At 68.3% G+C, this 18,295-nt stretch carries 16 protein-coding genes; 9 read left to right on the top strand and 7 right to left on the bottom strand.

Annotated elements, in window-relative coordinates; genetic code table 11:
• The first annotated feature begins 66 nt into the window (after positions 1-66).
• The 3 genes from imuA' to FVO59_RS15975 are packed head-to-tail and all read left to right on the top strand — an operon-like array spanning position 67 to position 5,887.
• Positions 67-795 carry a DnaE2-dependent mutagenesis accessory factor ImuA' gene (gene imuA' / locus FVO59_RS15965; RefSeq protein WP_182253516.1) on the top strand — a complete coding sequence of 243 codons (729 nt, stop codon included), beginning with the start codon at positions 67-69 and terminating at the stop codon, positions 793-795.
• A complete protein-coding gene (locus tag FVO59_RS15970; protein WP_259363309.1) occupies positions 792-2,366 on the top strand; it encodes a DNA polymerase Y family protein in 1,575 nt (524 codons plus the stop codon). The genes imuA' and FVO59_RS15970 overlap by 4 nt, the downstream gene beginning before the upstream one ends.
• The gene (locus FVO59_RS15975; protein ID WP_182253517.1) at positions 2,366-5,887 is read left to right on the top strand and encodes an error-prone DNA polymerase; all 3,522 of its coding nucleotides are present in this window, start codon (positions 2,366-2,368) and stop codon (positions 5,885-5,887) included. The genes FVO59_RS15970 and FVO59_RS15975 overlap by 1 nt, the downstream gene beginning before the upstream one ends.
• A gap of 12 nt (positions 5,888-5,899) precedes the next feature.
• Here FVO59_RS15975 and FVO59_RS15980 read toward each other — a convergent pair whose 3' ends face one another.
• A complete protein-coding gene (locus FVO59_RS15980; RefSeq protein WP_182253518.1) occupies positions 5,900-6,784 on the bottom strand; it encodes a GNAT family N-acetyltransferase in 885 nt (294 codons plus the stop codon).
• Entirely contained in the window at positions 6,784-7,149 is a 366-nt protein-coding gene (locus FVO59_RS15985) for a hypothetical protein (protein WP_182253519.1), read from the bottom strand. Before FVO59_RS15985 ends, FVO59_RS15980 begins: the two co-directional genes overlap by 1 nt.
• A gap of 80 nt (positions 7,150-7,229) precedes the next feature.
• Here FVO59_RS15985 and FVO59_RS15990 point away from each other — a divergent pair, with 80 nt between their 5' ends.
• From FVO59_RS15990 to FVO59_RS16010, 5 genes are all read left to right on the top strand, one after another.
• Positions 7,230-9,428, top strand: coding sequence for an MMPL family transporter (locus FVO59_RS15990; RefSeq protein ID WP_220465684.1), 2,199 nt, complete (start codon positions 7,230-7,232; stop codon positions 9,426-9,428).
• The gene (locus FVO59_RS15995) at positions 9,425-9,868 is read left to right on the top strand and encodes a pyrimidine dimer DNA glycosylase/endonuclease V (protein WP_182253521.1); all 444 of its coding nucleotides are present in this window, start codon (positions 9,425-9,427) and stop codon (positions 9,866-9,868) included. The genes FVO59_RS15990 and FVO59_RS15995 overlap by 4 nt, the downstream gene beginning before the upstream one ends.
• 56 nt (positions 9,869-9,924) lie before the next feature.
• On the top strand, positions 9,925-10,350 hold the full coding sequence (locus FVO59_RS16000) for a pyridoxamine 5'-phosphate oxidase family protein (protein ID WP_182253522.1): 426 nt from the start codon (positions 9,925-9,927) through the stop codon (positions 10,348-10,350).
• Positions 10,351-10,466: 116 nt separating this feature from the next.
• Entirely contained in the window at positions 10,467-10,727 is a 261-nt protein-coding gene (locus FVO59_RS16005; protein ID WP_182253523.1) for a DUF7218 family protein, read from the top strand.
• 44 nt (positions 10,728-10,771) lie between these two features.
• Positions 10,772-11,470: an NADPH-dependent F420 reductase gene (locus FVO59_RS16010; RefSeq protein ID WP_220465685.1), complete on the top strand. Its 699-nt coding sequence runs from the start codon at positions 10,772-10,774 to the stop codon at positions 11,468-11,470.
• Between the two features lie 877 nt (positions 11,471-12,347).
• On the opposite strand, the gene FVO59_RS16015 is transcribed toward FVO59_RS16010, so the two are convergent.
• A complete protein-coding gene (locus FVO59_RS16015) occupies positions 12,348-12,878 on the bottom strand; it encodes a metallophosphoesterase family protein (protein WP_182253524.1) in 531 nt (176 codons plus the stop codon).
• A gap of 120 nt (positions 12,879-12,998) precedes the next feature.
• Here FVO59_RS16015 and FVO59_RS16020 point away from each other — a divergent pair, with 120 nt between their 5' ends.
• Positions 12,999-13,400, top strand: coding sequence for a VOC family protein (locus tag FVO59_RS16020; protein ID WP_182253525.1), 402 nt, complete (start codon positions 12,999-13,001; stop codon positions 13,398-13,400).
• A gap of 600 nt (positions 13,401-14,000) precedes the next feature.
• Here the strand turns inward: FVO59_RS16020 and FVO59_RS16025 are convergent.
• Genes FVO59_RS16025 through FVO59_RS16040 form a run of 4 tightly spaced genes read right to left on the bottom strand, consistent with a single transcriptional unit; the run spans position 14,001 to position 18,230 of the window.
• Positions 14,001-15,479, bottom strand: a complete 1,479-nt coding sequence (locus tag FVO59_RS16025) for an Ea47 family protein (RefSeq protein ID WP_524538369.1) — start codon at positions 15,477-15,479, stop codon at positions 14,001-14,003.
• Between the two features lie 27 nt (positions 15,480-15,506).
• Positions 15,507-16,220 (bottom strand): restriction endonuclease, encoded by a 714-nt coding sequence (locus tag FVO59_RS16030; RefSeq protein WP_259363310.1) that lies wholly within the window; start codon positions 16,218-16,220, stop codon positions 15,507-15,509.
• Complete coding sequence (locus tag FVO59_RS16035) at positions 16,183-17,013, bottom strand: hypothetical protein (RefSeq protein WP_182253528.1); 831 nt, start codon at positions 17,011-17,013, stop codon at positions 16,183-16,185. The genes FVO59_RS16030 and FVO59_RS16035 overlap by 38 nt, the downstream gene beginning before the upstream one ends.
• A complete protein-coding gene (locus FVO59_RS16040; RefSeq protein WP_220465686.1) occupies positions 17,010-18,230 on the bottom strand; it encodes a toll/interleukin-1 receptor domain-containing protein in 1,221 nt (406 codons plus the stop codon). The genes FVO59_RS16035 and FVO59_RS16040 overlap by 4 nt, the downstream gene beginning before the upstream one ends.
• Between the last annotated feature and the right edge of the window lie 65 nt (positions 18,231-18,295).

Raw genomic sequence — 18,295 nt, forward strand, 5'->3', positions numbered from 1 at the left:
TCGGATGTGCGAATTACTGTCACAGATGAACTTGAACTGTTCGAATCTTTATTCGAGGATGGATGCATGGGGATCAGGACGACCACGGCACTCTCCCCCGCCGACGAGCGCGCAGGGGACATTCTGCGCCTGCGCCGCGAGATCGGGCGGATGCAGCGCCGACGCAGCGACGACGCGCACCTTCCGATGCCCGCCGCTCTGCGAGAGCTGCTGCCCCAGGGCGGCCTGCAGACGGGCACGGTGTACTCGGTGTCGTCGTCACCTAGCCTGGTCTTCGCGCTGATGAGCGCGCTGTCCCAGCGCGGCGGCTGGTGCGCCGCCGTCGGCATGCCCGCGCTCGGCCTCGAGGCCGCCACCGCCTTCGGCATCGATCTGTCGCGGCTGATCCTGGTTCCGGAGCCCGGCGAGCGCTGGCTCGCCGTCGTCTCGGCGCTGGCCGAGGTGGTGCCGCTGATCGCGATGAACCCCGGCTCCCGCGTGCGGGATGCCGATGCCGCACGCCTCGCGGCCCGGCTGCGCGACCGCGGCTGCACCCTGCTCACCACGTCGCCCTGGCCGCAGGGCGAGGGGCTGATCACGCTGCACGACCCGCACTGGGAAGGGCTCGGCGAGGGGTGGGGTCTGCTGTCGGACCGCACGGTGACGGTCACCGCGCAGACCCGCTCGACGCCCGTGCCGAAGAGCCTGCGGGTGCGGCTGCCCGATGACCTCGGCCGCATCGACACCGCCGTCGAGCCCGCCCTCGATCCACGCGAGGCCCTGCCGACGCATCCGAGCTGGGCGGTGGCGTCATGAGAGGCCCGACGGCCGCGCCGGCGACCGATGCGATGCGCGTGCACGTGCTGTGGTTCCCCGACTGGCCGCTGCGTGCCGCGCTGGGCGCCGCGCCCCCGCATCCACCCACCGCTCTGGTGCGCGCCGGGCTCGTCTCCGCCTGCACCGACTCCGCACGCGCGCACGGTGTGCGGGTGGGCCAGCGCAAGCGGCAGGCTCAGAGCCGCCTGCCCTCGCTGAAGACGCTGCCGCACGACGAGACCGCCGACGAGCGCGCCTTCCTTCCGGTGCTGCGGCTGATCGAGGCGCACGCCCCCGGCGCGCATCTGCTGCGCCCGGGTCTCGCCGCCCTGCGGTCGCGGGGCATCTCGCGCTATCACGACGGAGAGGAGGGCGCGGCGGCAGCCCTGGTGCGGATGCTCTCCGATGCCGGCTACGGCGAGGCGCGCATCGGCGTGGCCGACGGTATGTTCACCGCCGAGCTCGCCGCCCGCGCGGCTCCCCCTCGCAGCGACGGCGTCGATCCGTGGGCGGTGATCCCGTCGGGCGCATCCCGCGACTTCCTGGCACCGCTCCCCCTTCAGGTGCTCGGCGAGCCGGAGCTCGCCGATCTGCTGCGACGGCTGGGGGTCGCCACCCTCGGCGAGTTCGCCGCCCTCGACGCGCTCTCGGTGCGGGCGAGGTTCGGCGAGCACGGGGCTCGGCTGCACGACCTGGCGTCCGGAGCAGACTCCCGCCCGCTCACCCCGCGCCCACCCGACCCGCAGCTGGCGCGGGAGGTGCAGTTCGAGACCCCGCTCGGGCAGTCCGATCAGATCGCCTTCGCCGTGCGGCAGACCGCGGATGCCGTGCTGCTCGCCCTCGCCGACGTCTCGGCCGTGTGCACCGAGGTGCGCATCGATCTCACCGACGACGACGGGGCGGTCTTCTCGCGCACCTGGCTGCATCCGACCTGCTTCGATGCGGGCGACCTGGTCGACCGAGTGCGCTGGCAGCTCGAGACGATCGTCGACGACGCACCGGAAGACGCCGCGCATGCCTTCCGCGGCATCGTCGGGGTGCGGCTCGCGCCCGTGGCCGTCGATGACGCCGCCCACCATCAGCCCGGTCTCTTCGGCTCTGGCACCGACGAACGGCTGCATCACGCGGTCTCCCGCGTGCAGACGCTGCTCGGCCACCGTGGGGTGAGTACGGCTGCGATGTCGGGTGGGCGCATGCTGGCCGACCGGCAGGTGCTCACCCCGTGGGGCGAGCGGCCCCTCGTGCAGCGCGATCCCTCGCAGCCGTGGCCGGGCAGCATGCCCGATCCGCTGCCGACCGAGGTGTACACGCCCATGCGGCCGGTGCGGGTGAGCGGTGCCGGCGGAGCCGAGATCGAGATCGATGACCGTGGCGCGCTGTCGACGCCGCCCGCCCTGATCGAAGACAGCGAGGTGGTCGGCTGGGCGGGCCCCTGGCCGGTGAACGAGCACCGGTGGGATGCCGAGCGCGCCCGTTCAGGCCATCGCTTCCAGCTGCTCGACGCGGGTCATCGCGCCTGGCTGGTGTTCCGCTCGGCCGACGGCTGGTGGGCAGAGGGACGGTACCGCTGATGGGCTGGCACAACCCGCCCCAGACCTGGAAGGAGCTGGAGCGCACCCTCAACATCGACGGCCCGGCCCCTGTGCAGGGCGAGCCGGTGCGCCCCCGTGCCGATCCAGGACCGGTGAGCAGACGCCGGCGTCCCCCCGATCCGCACACGGTGACCCGGCCGAGCGACGCCGCGCCCTATGCCGAGCTGCACGCGCACTCGTGGTTCTCGTTCCTCGACGGCGCGTCCTCTCCTGAGGCTCTGCTGGCCGAGGCCGAGCGGCTCGGTCTCAGCGCGCTCGCGATCACCGATCACGACGGCTTCTACGGGGCATCACGGTTCGCCGAGGTGGCCGAATCGATGAAGGCCGGGGTGCAGACGATCTACGGGGCCGAGCTCTCGCTCGGCATCGCCGAGAACCCGCCGCGCACCCGGTCCAGGGTGCGGGCCGGGACGCCCGACCCCGAGGGCGATCATCTGCTCGTGCTGGCCCGCGGCGCCGAGGGGTATCACCGCCTCTCCGGTGCGATCTCGGCCGCCCAGCTGCGCGGCGGCGAGAAGGGTCGCCCCGTCTACGACCTCGAGGAGCTGGCCACGCGGGCGGACGGGCACTGGACGGTGCTGACCGGATGCCGCAAGGGCGCCGTCCGGCGCGGCCTTGAGGCCGGCGATGCAGAGGCCCCGCTGCAGCGGCTGGTCGATCTGTTCGGACACGACCGGGTGGCGGTGGAGCTCTTCGATCACGGCGATCCGCTCGACACGCGCCGCAACGACGCCCTCGCCGAGCTCGCCGCGCGCCTGCGGCTGCCGGTGGTTGCGACGAGCAATGCGCACTATGCGACGCCGGAGACGGCGCGCCTGGCCGAGGCTGTGGCCGCCGTGCGGGCGGTGCGCAGCATGGACGATCTCGACGGCTGGCTGCCCGCGCACGGCGGCGCGCATCTGCGCAGCGGCACCGAGATGGCGGCCCGGTTCCGGCGCTACCCCGGGGCGATCGAGCACGGGCTGCGGCTGGCGTCCGAGTGCGCGTTCTCGCTGCGCTCGGCCCGTCCAGCGCTGCCGAAGCAGCAGGTGCCGGACGGGCACACGCCGATGACCTGGCTGCGCCGGCTCGTCTGGCAGGCGGTGCCCGAGCGGTATCCGCGCCTCGACGAGGCAGGACGGGCGCGCATCGAACGCGAGCTCGACGTCATCGAAGAGAAGGACTTCCCCGGCTACTTCCTCATCGTGCACGGCATCGTGCAGGAGGCCAGGCGGCGCGGCATCCTGTGCCAGGGGCGTGGATCCGCCGCGGCGAGCGCGGTCTGCTATCTGCTGGGCATCACCGCGGTCGATCCCATCCTGTACAGGCTGCCTTTCGAGCGCTTCCTCGCCACCACCCGCACAGAAGAGCCGGACATCGACGTGGACTTCGACTCCGACCGGCGCGAGGAGATCATCCAGTGGGTGTACGAGACCTACGGGCGCGAGCGCGCCGCCCAGGTCGCGAACGTGATCCAGTACCGGCCGAAGAACGCCGTGCGCGACATGGCTCGGGCGCTGGGATACTCCCCCGGCCAGCAGGATGCCTGGTCGAAGCAGGTAGACGGGTGGAGCTCTGGCCTCGAGGCGGTGGAGGGGCACGACATCCCCGATGATGTGCTCGGCTACGCGGAGGCTCTGCTGCGTGCGCCCCGGCATCTCGGCATCCACTCCGGCGGGATGGTGCTCACCGACCGCCCGGTGGGCGAGGTGGTGCCCGTCGAGCACGCCCGCATGGAGAAGCGCACGGTGATCCAGTGGGACAAGGACGACGCGGCCTCGATGGGGCTGGTGAAGTTCGACCTGCTGGGGCTCGGGATGCTCGCGGCGCTGCAGCACTGCTTCGACCTCATCCTGGCATCCACCGGCGAGCACTGGACGCTCGAGACGATCCCCAAAGAGGAACCAGGCGTCTACGACATGCTCTGCCGGGCCGACTCCATCGGCGTCTTCCAGGTCGAGTCGCGAGCGCAGATGGGGCTGCTGCCCAGACTGCAGCCCCGCTGCTTCTACGATCTCGCCATCCAGATCGCGCTCATCCGCCCCGGGCCCATCCAGGGCGGCGCGGTGCATCCGTTCGTCCGGCGCAAGCTCGAGAAGGACAGGGTGGATGCCGAGAACCGCGAACGGCAGCGCCGGGGCGAACCGCCGCTGCCGTTCGACATCCCGTACCCGCACCGCGACCTGGAGCCGATCCTGAAGCGCACGCTGGGAGTGCCGATCTTCCAGGAGCAGCTCATCCAGATGGCCACAGCCATCGGCGACTGCACAGCCGACGAGGCGGATCTGCTGCGCCGAGCGATGGGCTCGAAGCGCGGGCTGGAGAAGATCGAGAGGGTCAGGGAGAAGCTGTACGCCGGTATGAGCCGGCGGGGTCTGAGCACGGATGTCTCGGATCGCATCTATGCGCAGATCCAGGCGTTCTCCAACTTCGGCTTCGCCGAGTCGCACTCCCTGTCGTTCGCGCTGCTCGTCTACGCCAGCTCGTGGGTGAAGCTGCACTATCCGGCTGCATTCCTGGCGGGGCTCCTGCGGGCGCAGCCGATGGGCTTCTACTCGGCGGCTTCGCTCACCTCTGATGCCCGCCATCACGGCGTGCAGGTGCTGCGCCCCGACCTGCATGCATCAGGGGTGATGGATGGGATGGAGCCGATCGGCGCATCGGATGCCGACGCTCACGGGGATGCCGGCACGGGGCCGGATGCCGGCACGGGGCAGACCGGGCGGGAGTCCTGCGTCTCCTTCGACCAGCCGGCTCCGCTGCGGTTCGACATCACCGCCCCCGATGAGTCGGCAGCGCACCGCCGCGACGGACGCTTCGCCGTGCGGCTGGGCCTGTCGGGGGTTCGCGGGATCGGTGTGAAGCTCGCCGAGCGCATCGTGGCGTCGCGAGACGAGCACGGGCCGTTCCGCGACCTGCACGATCTCGTGCGGCGCACCGACGCCACCACCGCGCAGATCGAGGCGCTGGCAACGGCCGGTGCCTTCGAGTGCCTGGGGCTGAGCAGGCGCGAGGCCATCTGGCTCGCGGGTGCCGCCGCAGAGGACAGAGCTCGATTCCTGCCTGGCACCGCCCTCTCGGTGCAGCCGCCGCTGTTCTCCGACCAATCAGGGTACGAGCGTCTGGCGGCGGATCTGTGGGCGACGGGCGTCTCCATCGACGACCATCCGATGGCTCATCTGCGCGCCGCGCTCGACGAGCGCGGTGTGCTGCCCTCGATCCGGCTGCGCACGCATGAGACCGGACGGCGCATCGAGGTGGCGGGAGTCGTCACGCACCGCCAGCGCCCTGCGACGGCCAGCGGCGTCACCTTCCTGAATCTCGAGGACGAGCACGGACTCGTGAACGTCATCTGCACGACAGGCGTCTGGGCGCGCTACCGGCGTGTGGCCCGCGACTCCCCCGCGCTCATCGTGCGAGGCATCCTCGAGCGCTCCCCCGAGGGCGTCACCAACGTGCTGGCCGACGCGTTCGAGGATCTGCGCACCGGTCTCGCGCACCGCTCGCGCGACTTCCGGTGACCGGCGGGAGGCTCACGCGACGGATGCCGCCGGAATCGGGACAGACCACAGCGTCTCGGTCTCGCGGAACCCCTCGCGGGCGTACAGCCTCCGTGCGGCGTCGTTGCTGCCGAAGACGTTGAGGGCGAGCACGCCGAGCCCGACCGCCCGCATCTCCGCCGCGGCGGCACGCAGCACCTGGGTGCCGATGCCCTGCCCTCGCCGGCTCTCGTCGAGCGAGATGTCATTGATGAACCCGAACCCGTCGCGCAGCGCGACCCAGAGGATGCCGACGCGCTCGCCTGCACCGTCGCGCACCGTCCACATCCGCTGCCCACGCGTGCGGGGCCCGTCGGGAAGCATCTCGGCCATCTGCGCGGCCGCGGTCGCACGGGCCGCCTCGATGCTCGGATCGGCACCGGCGGCGACACGCTCCTGCGCGTACTCCTCGTCAGCGCGCTCCCGGTAGGCCGCGTAGTCGACGTCGTCCATGGCGCGCAGGTGCACGCCGGACGGCTCGGCCACGGTGCGCACGTCGAGCTGCATCTTGGTCGCCACGTGCCTGGCATCCGGATCCGCGGTGAGGGATGCCATCAGCGGGTCGTGGTCGAGCACCCCGACCCGCCAGCTGCCTGTCCACCCGGCGACGGCCGCCAGCTCGGCGAGCCACCGCCGCAGCCGCGCCGCATCGACGCCGTCGCGGACGGGCACATCGATGTCGAGCAGCAGCGCGCCGGTGGCATCCGGCATCGCCCACACCGTCACCGGGTCGTCGACGAGATGCCAGATCTCACCGCGTTCGGGTTCGGGTTCCGCCCAGTGCTGCACCGCCAGCCTTCGGGCCCGCACTCGTGATGCGGCCGCGGCGATCATCGCTCGGCCGGCATCCGCATCGACGGCGCGGGTCCAGGGTGTCATCACCAGAACCGGTCGGGAACCTCGGCGGGCGGCTTGTCGGCCCCGCCCCAGCGGTCCGACTCCGCTTTCGCCGCCGCGGCCGCGGCATCCGCCTCGCTGAGCGCCTCCTCCGCGGCCGACGCCGCGTCGGTGAAGGCCACGGTCAGGGCAGTGCGCGCACCCCTCGCCGACTCGGTCACGCGGCAGTCGCGCACGACCGCGCGCCAGACGTCGAGCTGTTCGCGGGTCACGTCCCGCACCTGATACTGGATGCCCCGGTCGAGATCCCGGACGGCGACGACGACTCCGTCGGCCGCCTGGGCGATCTCGACGCGGTTGCCCTGCGGCACCGGCGCGGATGCCGAGATGACGAGTGTTCTCTGCATGCCCTCATGCTAGGCCTGTCAAGGGCTCCGAGCACTTTTTCCCTGGCCGATAGCGTGGAGTGGTCTACGAGGGGATGCACATGACGACACGGGCCGAGCTTCGCGCCGACCGGCACAAGCCGAGAACACTCTGGAGGGTGCTGCTCTCGGCAGCCCTCATCCTGCTGTGGCTCACCGGGGCAGGGCTCGGCGGGCCGCTGTTCGGGAAGATCGACGAGGTCTCCTCCAACGACCGCACCACTTATCTGCCCGACTCGGCCGATGCGACCGAGGTGCAGCGAGCCCTCGACGACTTCGTCGGCTCCGACTCGATCCCCGCGGTGGTCGTCTTCGCAGCCGACGGCGGGATCGACGACGCGCTGGCGGAAGACCTCTCCGCCGCCCTCGAGGATGCGACGACGGCAGAGGGTGTGAAGGACGGCTCCTCCCCCGTGATCGTCTCGGACGACGGGCTCGCCGCCCAGGCCTTCGTGCCGATCGACACGGATGCCGATATCGGCGATGTGTCCACCGCCCTGTCCGCCGACCTCCGCGACGCCGTCCCCGATGGGGTCGAGGTGTACATCACGGGTCCCGCCGGATTCACGGCCGATCTCGTCGCAGGGTTCGCGGGCATCGACGGCATCCTGCTGCTCGTGGCGCTGGCTGCGGTGCTGGTGATCCTCGTGATCGTCTACCGCTCCCTGCTGCTGCCCGTGGTCGTGCTGAGCACCAGCCTGTTCGCGCTGTGCGTGGCGCTGCTGGTCGTCTGGTGGGCTGCGAAGTTCGGCATCCTGCTGCTGAGCGGGCAGACCCAGGGCATCCTGTTCATCCTCGTGATCGGCGCGGCGACCGACTACTCGCTGCTGATGGTGGCGCGCTTCCGCGAGGAGCTTCACGGCACCGAGAACCGGTGGGCCGCCGTGGCGGCGGCGTGGCGCGGCTCCTTCGAGCCGATCCTCGCCTCCGGCGGCACCGTCATAGCAGGCCTCCTGTGCCTGCTGCTGAGCGACCTGAAGTCGAACAGCACGCTGGGCCCCGTGGCTGCCATCGGCATCGTGTTCGCGATGCTCGCCGCGCTCACGCTGCTTCCCGCCCTGCTCGGCCTGTTCGGGCGGGCCGCCTTCTGGCCGAAGCGTCCGGCGTACGAACCGGAGCGGGTCGCGGAGGTCGATCCGCTGGAGGGTCGCGGTCTGTGGCCGCGCCTCGCCCGCGGCATCCGCAGCCGCCCTCGTCTCATCTGGATCTCGACGGCCATCGTGCTGGCGGTCGCGGCGGTCGGCGTCGTGCAGCTGGATGCCAAGGGGGTGCCGCAATCGGATCTCGTGCTCGGCGCGTCCGAGGCACGCGACGGGCAGCAGGTGCTCGGAGAGCACTTCCCGGGCGGGTCGGGCAGTCCCGCGTACGTGCTCGTCGACGAGGGTCGGCTTCAGGATGCCGCCGATGTGCTGCTCGCCGACGAGAGCGTCGACGGTGTCAGCGTGACGGCGGCGGATTCACCGTCTGGCAGCGCTCCGGTCACCGCAGACGGCATCACCGCCTTCGGCCCTCCCGGCTCGCCTGCTCCCGATCCGACGGTCGTTGACGGCCGCGTCCTGCTGCAGGGCACGCTGGCCGATGCCGCCGATTCGGCTGACGCCGAGGCGACGGTCGAGCGGCTGCGCTCCGCCCTCGAACCCATGGGCGGACTGGTCGGTGGAGTGACCGCGACCGCGGTCGACACGAACACGGCATCCATCCACGATCGCAACCTGATCATCCCGGTGATCCTCGGCGTGATCCTCGTGATCCTCATGCTGCTGCTGCGAGCGGTCGTCGCGCCCGTGCTGCTGATCCTCACGACCGTGCTCTCGTTCGGCTCGGCGATGGGTGTGGCGGCGCTGCTGTTCAACGGCGTGTTCCAGTTCCCGGGTGCCGATCCCGCGGTGCCCCTCTTCGGCTTCGTCTTCCTCGTCGCGCTGGGCATCGACTACAACATCTTCCTGATGACGCGGGTGCGCGAGGAGTCGAAGCGGCACGGCACCCGCGAGGGCATCCTGCGCGGACTGTCGGTGACGGGCGGGGTGATCACCTCAGCCGGGCTTGTTCTGGCCGCGACGTTCGCGGCGCTGTCGGTGATCCCGATCCTGTTCCTCGTGCAGTTGGCGTTCATCGTCGCGTTCGGTGTGCTGCTCGACACGTTCGTCGTGCGGTCGCTGCTCGTACCGGCGCTCGGGTACGACATCGGTCGCGCGATCTGGTGGCCGTCGAAGCTCAGCCGCCGTGATGCCGAGCCATCGCGAGGACCGGGTCGCGGGTGAGGATCTGGTCGCTGCATCCCTCGCACCTCGACCGGGCCGCCCTGGTCGCGTGCTGGCGTGAGACCCTGCTCGCGCAGGCGGTGCTCGCGGGGCGCACGAAGGGGTACACCAGGCATCCGCAGCTCGAGCGCTTCCGCACTCAGCCCGACCCGCTCGCCTCCGTCGGCGCGTATCTGTCAGGAATCGCGGACGAGGCCGACGCCCGCAGCTACCGCTTCGATCGAACGCGCATCCTCGCGCCTGCCTCACCGGTCTCCCGCATCCCGGTGACGGAAGGGCAGCTGGCACTCGAGTGGATGCATCTGGGCGCGAAGCTCGACCAGCGCAGCCCGACGGATGCCGTGCGCTGGCGCGCCGCGTCGCCGACAGCGCACCCGCTGTTCACGGTCGTGCCCGGACCGGTGGAGTCATGGGAGCGGGCGACGACCGTCGTCACATGACGCGGTCCACACAAGAACCTCTCGCCCTCGCCGGGTGAGGCGCGTACCGTCGATATATGACCATCGATGCCTCTGATCGCGCCGCCGTCGCGCACTTCGTCCGCGTGTGCGGATCGGGCGTGGTGGCCAGCATCGGCGCCGACGGCGCGCCGCAGGCCGCGTACGTCGGCCTCACCGCCACCGACGAGGGCGTGCTCGTGTTCGACGCGACGAGCGACTCGCGCAAGGTGGGCAACATCCGCGAGCGCCCGCGGGTGGCGCTGGCCGTCACCGGCGCCGACACGTCGGTGCAGCTCGAGGGCCGCGCCCATGTCGCGCGCGACGAGGAGCGCTGGCGGCTGGGCGAGGTGTACAGCGAGCGGTTCCCCGGATCGCGCGCGCTGGATGTCGGATTCGAGGTCGTCGTGGTCGACGTGCACTGGGTGCGCGTGTACGACGCGGGCGAGCATCCGCCGCGCGTCGTCGAGGCCATCTGGGAGTGAGCCGCGCCGGGTAGGTCGGGCGATCGGGGCTGTCAAGGCCGTTCGGCGCGGTCGCGACGGTGCGTATCGTCGTGCCCGTCGCTGAGTGCGACGTCCGACGATCCGAGGAGGCGGCCATGCCGAACCAGCCAGAGCTCAAGGACGAAGAGCTGTACGAGAAGCTGCGCGATGACGGCGCATCGAAGGAGAAGGCGGCGCGCATCTCGAACGCGGCTGCCAGGGACGGGCGATCGGCGGTCGGCCGGCGAGGCGGCGAGTCCGGCGACTACGACGACTGGACGGTCGACGAGCTGAAGAAGCGGGCGAAAGAGCTCGGCCTCGAGGGCTATTCCGACAAGCGCAAGGCCGAGCTCATCAAGATGCTGCGCGACCACTGAGCACGCCGCGTCGGCGCCGGAGAGCCGGGCCGTACGATGACGGGGTGACTGTCACTTCGCCGATCCGCACGCTCGGCATCATCGGCGCCGGCCGTCTGGGGCGTGTGCTGGCGGCTCTGGCGGCGGATGCCGGGTACCGGGTGCTCATCGCCCGTTCGGGCGACCCCGCGCCGATCGCGCGGGCGATGTCGGCGATCGGAGCCGAGGCGGCTTCCGTCTCGGACGTCGTGGCGGGGGCGGATGCCGTGGTGCTCGCCCTTCCGCTGGGCCGCTATCGCACGCTGCCGGCGGAGAGCATGCGCGGGATGCTCGTGATCGACGCCATGAACTACTGGTGGGGTGCGGACGGCGATCGTCCAGATCTCGACGACCCCCGCACGTCGACGAGCGAGCTGGTTCAGAAGCACCTGGCTGGAGCCCGGGTCGTGAAAGGCCTCGGGCACATGGGGTACCAGGACGTGGAGGACGAGGCGCGGCCCGCCGGGGCATCCGGGCGCAAGGCGATCGCGATCGCCGGGGAGTCCGCCGACGACCTCGAGGTCGTGTCGCGCCTGGTCGACGACCTGGGATTCGATCCCGTGATCGCAGGCGGACTGGCATCCGGGATCATGCTCGAACCGGGCGCCGACGCGTTCGGCGCCGACGTCGACGCGGGTGAGCTGCGGGAGATGCTCGACGGATTCGCGACGTCGCGGCGAGGCATCGTGGTGGCCAGGGCGAGGGGCGGCGTGCTGCCTGCTTGACCGCTGCCTGTAGCGCTGCGGCGACTGCTGCTGGCGCGCACCACGTGCTCGAGCTGATGCACCCAGCAGAGGATGACGGCGAACACGATCGCCTCGAACACGGTGAGCGAGATCGCCTCAGCCTTCACGGCGGCGAGCGCCCAGATCATGACGATCGCGTTGACGACCGTTGCGCGGCGGAGGGGCGCGGACAGGTGCCAGAGCAGAGCGCGGTGCGCGAGCAGCAGCAGGGCGAACGACAGCACGGCACCGTTGGTGGCCCACTCGTGCGCCACCGGGTCAACCGAGAGCGGGAAGAGGCCGATCGCGAGCAGGCTGACTCCGAGTCCGGTGACCGCCTGCGGCATGATCGCCGTCGCCAGGCGCACCCGTGCGGTCGCCGGTGCCAGCTCGCGCAGCCGCATACGCAGCACCCATGACGAACCGGCGATGATCGCCCCGCTGAGGAACAGTCCGCTGTTGAACATGAGGCTCGAGAAGTCGCCACGCATGCCGAGTCGGCTGAAGTAGAGGTGCCACCACTCGGCGTCGGTCGTGGTCGCCGCGGAGACGAGGATCGATCCGCACAGCAGCAGGCCGGCGCAGAGCACCCAGGTCAGGCGGGGCACGGCGCGGCCGGAGCGGTCGCCGCGGTCGCCGCGGTCGCCGCGGTCGCCTGCGACAGGCTCGATAAGCGAAGAGCCCATGCCGAGCACCGGTGCCGTCAGCAGCGCCTGCGCAGTCATACATCCGCCCATCACCGCGCGTGGGTGCGATTCGGGAGAGATCACCCGGAGGCGCGGATCGAGTGCGGGACCCCTGGGAACGCCCCGCTTCTCTGGAGCCTATTCGGCATCACGGGAAATCGGGCGACTATTCTCGCGGAATGACGGCGGTGCTATGGTTCGCCGCGCGTGGTGCTGCTGGCGGAGTCTCGCTCGACGGGAACGACGGTGACGTCCAGGGTTCCGGCGTCGATCCGGACGAGCATCATCGTGCAGACCGGCTGGCGGCGCCGGTCTGTGGGTGAGCCGGGATTGAGCAGACGCATGCCGGATGGCGCGACTGCGTCCCACGGGATGTGCGAGTGCCCGAAGACGAGCACGTCGACGCCGGGGAACGCCTCATCCATCCGCTCCTCGCGCTTGCGAGCCGCACCTGTCTCGTGGATCACCGCGAACTCTCGGCCGTCGACGGCGAAGCGCGCGATCTCGGGGAGGCGCTTGCGAAGTGCGGGGCCGTCGTTGTTGCCGTAGACCGCATGGAGCGTCTTCGATCGCGCCTCGAGCAGGTCGAGTGTGGCCAGGTCGACCCAGTCGCCGGCGTGCACGACTATGTCGGCGGCGTCGACCGCCTCGAGCACCGCGCTCGGGAGGCGTCGCGCCCGTGCGGGGATGTGGGTGTCGGCGAGCAGGAGCATCGTCGTCATGGCATCCATCATGCGGGATGCCACCGCGCCGCACTCACATATGCTGGGGGTCTTTCACGACCTCGACCACCGTCCGCAGAACCGGTGGAAATGCGTCAGATCCAGGCGCACCATTGGCATATGAGCGCATTCAACCCCGAGCGGGTCTTCAGCGGATTCAGCGTCGACGATCTCGACGCCGCCCGCACGTTCTACGGCGAGACTCTCGGCATGCAGGTCTCGAACAACCCGATGGGTTTTCTCGAGATCGGTCTGCCGCAGGGCGGCTCGCTCTTCGTGTACGACAAGCCCGACCACGTGCCGGCGACCTACACCGTCCTGAACTTCGCGGTGGCTGACGTCGAGGCCGCCGTCGACGATCTCAACGCCCGTGGCGTGGTCACGAAGATCTACACCGACCCCGACTTCGGCACCGATGAGAAGGGCATCGCGCGCATGGGCCCGGACGGGGCGTCGGGGCCCGAGATCGCGTGGTTCAAGGACCCCGCGGGAAATGTGATCTCGGTGCTTGTGGCGCCTTGACGAGGGGGCGAACTCCCCCGCGGAGAATGGGACGGGCCGCCGCTCGCCGAGCCTGTTGGTGCCGCTCGGCCCCGAGCTGCGGACGCGAGTAGACCCGAGTGAGGGCCTGACGGGATTTGAACCTGCGACCCCTTGGAGGAACCGGTCGATTTCCGGTCTCCGCCGAACGTCTCGGGAACTCGCGGATTCCCTTGTGTTTCCAGGGAACCAGGCGGTTCGCTTGGTTCGAGTGTAGCCGGTCGGTGGTGGTTCTTGGCGGCTGATTCAGATGGGTTTCTGATGGGTCTGGCTTCAGACTCGCGCCAAGAACAACTGACGGGCTCTGAGTCCGTCGTGCCTGAGTGCCGATCGGACGAGATTCCGGGAAATTCCGCGGTTCTCATGGCAACAACACCGCCGGCAGTCAACGACTGATACGGGCCATTCTGGGGGTTTCTGGTCACCAATCTGGTCAACAAGTTCTCGGCGTCGTCGAGCCGCCGAACGACGTGCCGGCTGTTGGTCACCTGATTTGCCGCTCCCCGAGGCCAAGGCGCAACTCCCCGTCGGTCCCATTAGTAGCGGCACTTGGAATAGCACTTCGATTCTCCGATCGCTCCATCAACGCCACCGCTCCCATAGTGGACGTAGGAACGTAGGCACGGACATCTCGTTCACCAGCAGCTGCCCGAATACGTAACCCCCGAGGACCCGACCGAACGGCTGGGTGAGTACCCGCTGCCGTCCATCCGCCGAAAGGCCGACCACGATTAGGCCTTCGTCGCGAGCACCTCCCTTCGAGTCTTCGCTGAAGAACTCTCGGTTGCTTGGTAGCAAACGACTTTTGGGCACACCCACGAGCTCGCCCTTCGAGCCAGGAAGACCGATCCACGTCTCCGACGAAAACACCGCGCCATTGAACTGCCATGCACCTACCGACTCGAGCACGGCTGCGATCTTCATTTCGCGTGGCTCGTCTTCGCCGAACGCAATAGGGAACAACCGTCCCCCGCCGTTGCCAAACAGCATCAGAATCGGACCCGCGTAGCCATCCGCCTTGAGAAACTGCTTGGAGAGTTCCATCCTTTCGTCAACATGCGCAATGGGGTCAGTAGTGAACCGCGGCGGCTCGCCGTAGTGTTGGCGACCGAACTCTGCGAAATCCTCAGAGTTGTCGCGCTCGAGGCCACGGAAGCCAACCGTTGCGACTTCTCCGGACTCAAGATTGAGCATCATCGTGGGCACAGGGTTCCCCGATCCGAGACAGTGAAAATCAAGATCTATTCTGCTCGTGACACACTCCCGAGCGAATGACGGGGCGAGGCATGCGTCCACGCCACTGGCCTTGTGAGCAAGCTCGACCGCCTTCCCTACTGCTCGATACATCTCACGAAGCGCAGCGACCAGCTCATAATTGGGGAGCTGGTCGTCGATCCAGCGTCGCTCGATGCGGATCCACCCCTTTCGCTTCTTGCCGTCCTGCTCCGCCAGCTTGACGAATGACGCGATGATCGTCTCCGGCGACGTAGATGGCGGCACCACGAACACGTCTTCGTATCCGCGGCGATGGGTGTCGTAAACACCCACTACCGCCTGGCTTAGCGTAGCGAGATCCTCTTCCTTGACGATCCGGTTTCTGGCAGTCACGCCCCAGCCAAGAACCGGGTTCTCGCGCGCCCTACTCTGCCAGTCACCGTACCAGGTATCGAACTCGGCCCACTTGACCTTCTGCTTCTGCAGGAGGAAGGTCACGCCGCGCGAGTTCTGGATGGCTGAATTGAGCCACCGTCGGAACTCGTTCTCGTCGAGATAGTTCTCGATGGCTCGGTGAATATCCTCATGGAGGTCCATGAGTCGCCGATGCGCACTGGCGCAAGGGCATGCCTGGGCGTCGGGTATTGCCATGAGGAAACGATAGAACCTGAGGCGAGGGAGCTGCACGATGTGTGCTCCCGAGGGTCCGGGACGGACGGCATCTCCACGCTGAACTGAGAGCCTCGGGTGAACACGCATACACAGTTGGAGTTCAAGCGCGTGAAGCAAAGACAGTTGATCGTGCCCGGATGCGCCCCAGCGACCAACAACTGCCCCGTCATCCATCAACGGCCACCGCGGCCGGCGAGTTGGTCAGGTGGCTAGAGCCTTCTCTGCCATTTCGAGTTTCAGCTCGAGGTCCGCCAGCTGCGGGTACACCCATGCGAGCGCTTCGTTTGGGCTGTGGAGGCCAAGGTTGGGCAATACGTCTCCCCGCGGGGGGTACTGCTCCGCCAGTGTGCTGAAGAGAACGTCCTTGATCTGCATCAGGACAACAGCGCCGCTATAGCCCCCCGCTGCACCCTCAGGCCGAAGTCCATACGCTTCGCGATGCGACTTGGAGAGCGCCCAGTATCGAGCGTGCGCCATCGCGACTCTTCTGGGCAGAGCACGAACTTGTTCCAGAACGATCTCATCGGCTGCCATAGTCTTGAGATTGACGATCGACGTGACGTGCACATTGCTCTTGTGTGTGACTGCAACTGCGCCGCTTTGAGCTCCGGATTCTGAGAGCAGGATCCCGCGATCTGCACCAACATCCTCCACGATCGACCTCAGGGTTAGTACGTGGGACTTGTCGACTGGGCGCTTCCAATGCTTACACTCGATGATCCAGTTCACAACCAGACCAGCCCGTTCGAAGCTCGCGTAGACATCGACGTCGTGGCTGCCACGCGCTCCTGTTACCCGCAGGTCAGTGTGAACGTTAAATCCAAGTTCCCGAAAGAGCCCCGCTGCCTGCTCTTGATACTCACGCCAACGAGCCAACCTAGTGTGCCGCCTCGGAGAGCAGGCGCACGGTGGCACGCGCTATATCGGCTGGTCTATGGCTGATGGTGAGGATTCGTAGTAGCTCTTCGTCGATGTCAGGTTCGGGGGCTGCACTCATGTATGCATCATGCAAGTTGTCAAGCGCACCTGTGACCTCTGCATCATGAGCATGAGCCGGATATGCGCCAGGCGCCCAGCCTTCGAAGTACTGCGGATATAGACGCTGCGCGACTGCCGCAGCCGCACCACCATACCCTCCGGCGACGAGGAGAAGACCCCCGGACTGAATCGTCAGACGCGCCTCTTCGATGACGCCGGGTTCCGCGCCGACGTAGCCCGCGAGGCGTCCCCCGACAATCAGGCGAGCTGTTGTTGCTCTCGCGACATGCTCGCGCATCGCGATCAACGCGTTGCCAGCGTCTTGGGTCCAGGAACCGTCCAGGGCGCGTGCGATCGGCACCGTCATACACGACTCGGAAACCAACGTCAGTCTGCCGACGTCACCGAGATTCCGGTCTGCCGCCACCAGCTCGTCCGCCGTGAGCTTCCGGTACTCAGATTCGGCAAGCGTGATCTCAAGCACGGATCGTCCGCTGCTGAAACGTTGGGCCTCTTCGATCAGGATCTCGGTGTAGCCACCTGGATTGAGGTGACCACCGTACACGACGGTCCCTCCCGCGAGCATGATCGCTCTGCCTACTTCGGCGACCACCAGCCGGCAGTGTTGCTCAGTGAGACCAAGACGGGCGAGATCGGCGCTCTCAGAGACCGACAAAGCGACTTTATGGCCCGAAAGAGCATCTCGCGAGATAAGGGCGGGCTCGCTCATGATTTGAGTGCTCCACCGCGCGCGGCGAACGTCCTGGGCGTCAAGATGTCGACGTCGACGTCATAGCCGGCCACCGCGCACAACTGCAGCAGCACCTCTCGCTCCGCGGGCCCAAGCGGCGGATCAGGGTGAATAACCCAAAGGTGCTTATCATCTGGCTGCGTCTCTTGATGTGAAGCAAGCCAGGGGGCGAGTGTGGTTGGCTCAGGCGACTGCGCAGGAAGCCAATCGAACCCGTCCTCCGAGAGATAGGACGTCTGCGCTTGCCAAAGAGTGTTCTTGAGCGTCTCGTCGACAAGCCTGTTGAGCGCAAGGGCGACGCCTGGATCTGGATCGGCGAGGTCACAGACCACCGACGGGACGTGGTCCATCAGGAAGGACCCCCGCTCCTCCCCGGCCGTGAGCGCGTACATGCAGACGACTGGCATGCCGCTGTGCTTCGCCGCGTGGACCTCACGTTGCGTCCATTCTCGTGCGGCGTACACGTCGGTGCGGATCATCAGCAGCGCGCTGTTACCAGCGGCGCCCTCAAGCGTCTTCTCCCAATCGCCACCGGGTTGAATGTCTTGCGCGTCGAAGAACGCCGACAGGTGAGACTTTTGGATGTGGTCACGTACACGCTCGAACATTGCGGGGCCGGAATGAGAAACTTCCTCGGAAGAACGGTGTTTCGTGTGGCTCACGAACACCGTCAACCGTGCGGGGAGGTTCGCCTCCCGCTGGATCTGTTGGGTGATCGCCTGCGCCAGTTCGCGCCCGAACAGGCCACCATCCGTGTTGACGTCAGCGGGCAGGGTCTGGATACCGCCGAGGATCTGATTGACGATGCTGGTACCCCATTGCAAGCCTGTGGCCACGACCGGGTAGACACCTACGCCAGACCTCCGATTCAGCTCGGCAATCTCGCGAAGATATGCGCCCCACGGATTGGCCACCTCGGCCGCCGCACGGAGCAAGTTCGTGTCGACGATCGGGACGATCGCGTTGAACTGCGCGGGCGGAAGCCCCTCGCCGAGTGGCGTTGCAATGCCGAAGGGCCGTGGCGACGCTCCGTCCACCCAGGGATCGCTGCGCCCGTACACCTCGACGGCGCCGCCGGCCAGTCCCGAAAAGGCCGGACTATGGAAGTGCTCGTGGAGCTCTCCGAATCGCTCGGCGCCGATCACGTCGTCAGGGTGCCAGACGACGAATACGTCAAGGATCGGCGGGATCGGCACATGTTCTCCTCTCGAAACGCCGCCTCATCGGGGCGATGTCGGTGGCCAAAAGTAGACTATCCCTG

The organism is Microbacterium esteraromaticum (genome assembly GCF_014084045.1).
GTDB classification, from domain to species: domain Bacteria; phylum Actinomycetota; class Actinomycetes; order Actinomycetales; family Microbacteriaceae; genus Microbacterium; species Microbacterium esteraromaticum_D.

What these genes read in the sequence shown, in the direction of transcription:
- FVO59_RS16035 (WP_182253528.1), bottom strand. Translation starts at nt 17,013, where the DNA reads ATGAGCGAGCCCGCCCTTATCTCGCGAGATGCTCTTTCGGGCCATAAA.
- FVO59_RS15975 (WP_182253517.1), top strand. Translation starts at nt 2,366, where the DNA reads ATGGGCTGGCACAACCCGCCCCAGACCTGGAAGGAGCTGGAGCGCACC.
- imuA' (WP_182253516.1), top strand. Translation starts at nt 67, where the DNA reads ATGGGGATCAGGACGACCACGGCACTCTCCCCCGCCGACGAGCGCGCA.
- FVO59_RS15980 (WP_182253518.1), bottom strand. Translation starts at nt 6,784, where the DNA reads ATGACACCCTGGACCCGCGCCGTCGATGCGGATGCCGGCCGAGCGATG.
- FVO59_RS15985 (WP_182253519.1), bottom strand. Translation starts at nt 7,149, where the DNA reads ATGCAGAGAACACTCGTCATCTCGGCATCCGCGCCGGTGCCGCAGGGC.
- FVO59_RS16015 (WP_182253524.1), bottom strand. Translation starts at nt 12,878, where the DNA reads ATGACGACGATGCTCCTGCTCGCCGACACCCACATCCCCGCACGGGCG.
- FVO59_RS15990 (WP_220465684.1), top strand. Translation starts at nt 7,230, where the DNA reads ATGACGACACGGGCCGAGCTTCGCGCCGACCGGCACAAGCCGAGAACA.
- FVO59_RS16005 (WP_182253523.1), top strand. Translation starts at nt 10,467, where the DNA reads ATGCCGAACCAGCCAGAGCTCAAGGACGAAGAGCTGTACGAGAAGCTG.
- FVO59_RS16000 (WP_182253522.1), top strand. Translation starts at nt 9,925, where the DNA reads ATGACCATCGATGCCTCTGATCGCGCCGCCGTCGCGCACTTCGTCCGC.
- FVO59_RS16020 (WP_182253525.1), top strand. Translation starts at nt 12,999, where the DNA reads ATGAGCGCATTCAACCCCGAGCGGGTCTTCAGCGGATTCAGCGTCGAC.
- FVO59_RS16025 (WP_524538369.1), bottom strand. Translation starts at nt 15,479, where the DNA reads ATGGATGACGGGGCAGTTGTTGGTCGCTGGGGCGCATCCGGGCACGAT.
- FVO59_RS15970 (WP_259363309.1), top strand. Translation starts at nt 792, where the DNA reads ATGAGAGGCCCGACGGCCGCGCCGGCGACCGATGCGATGCGCGTGCAC.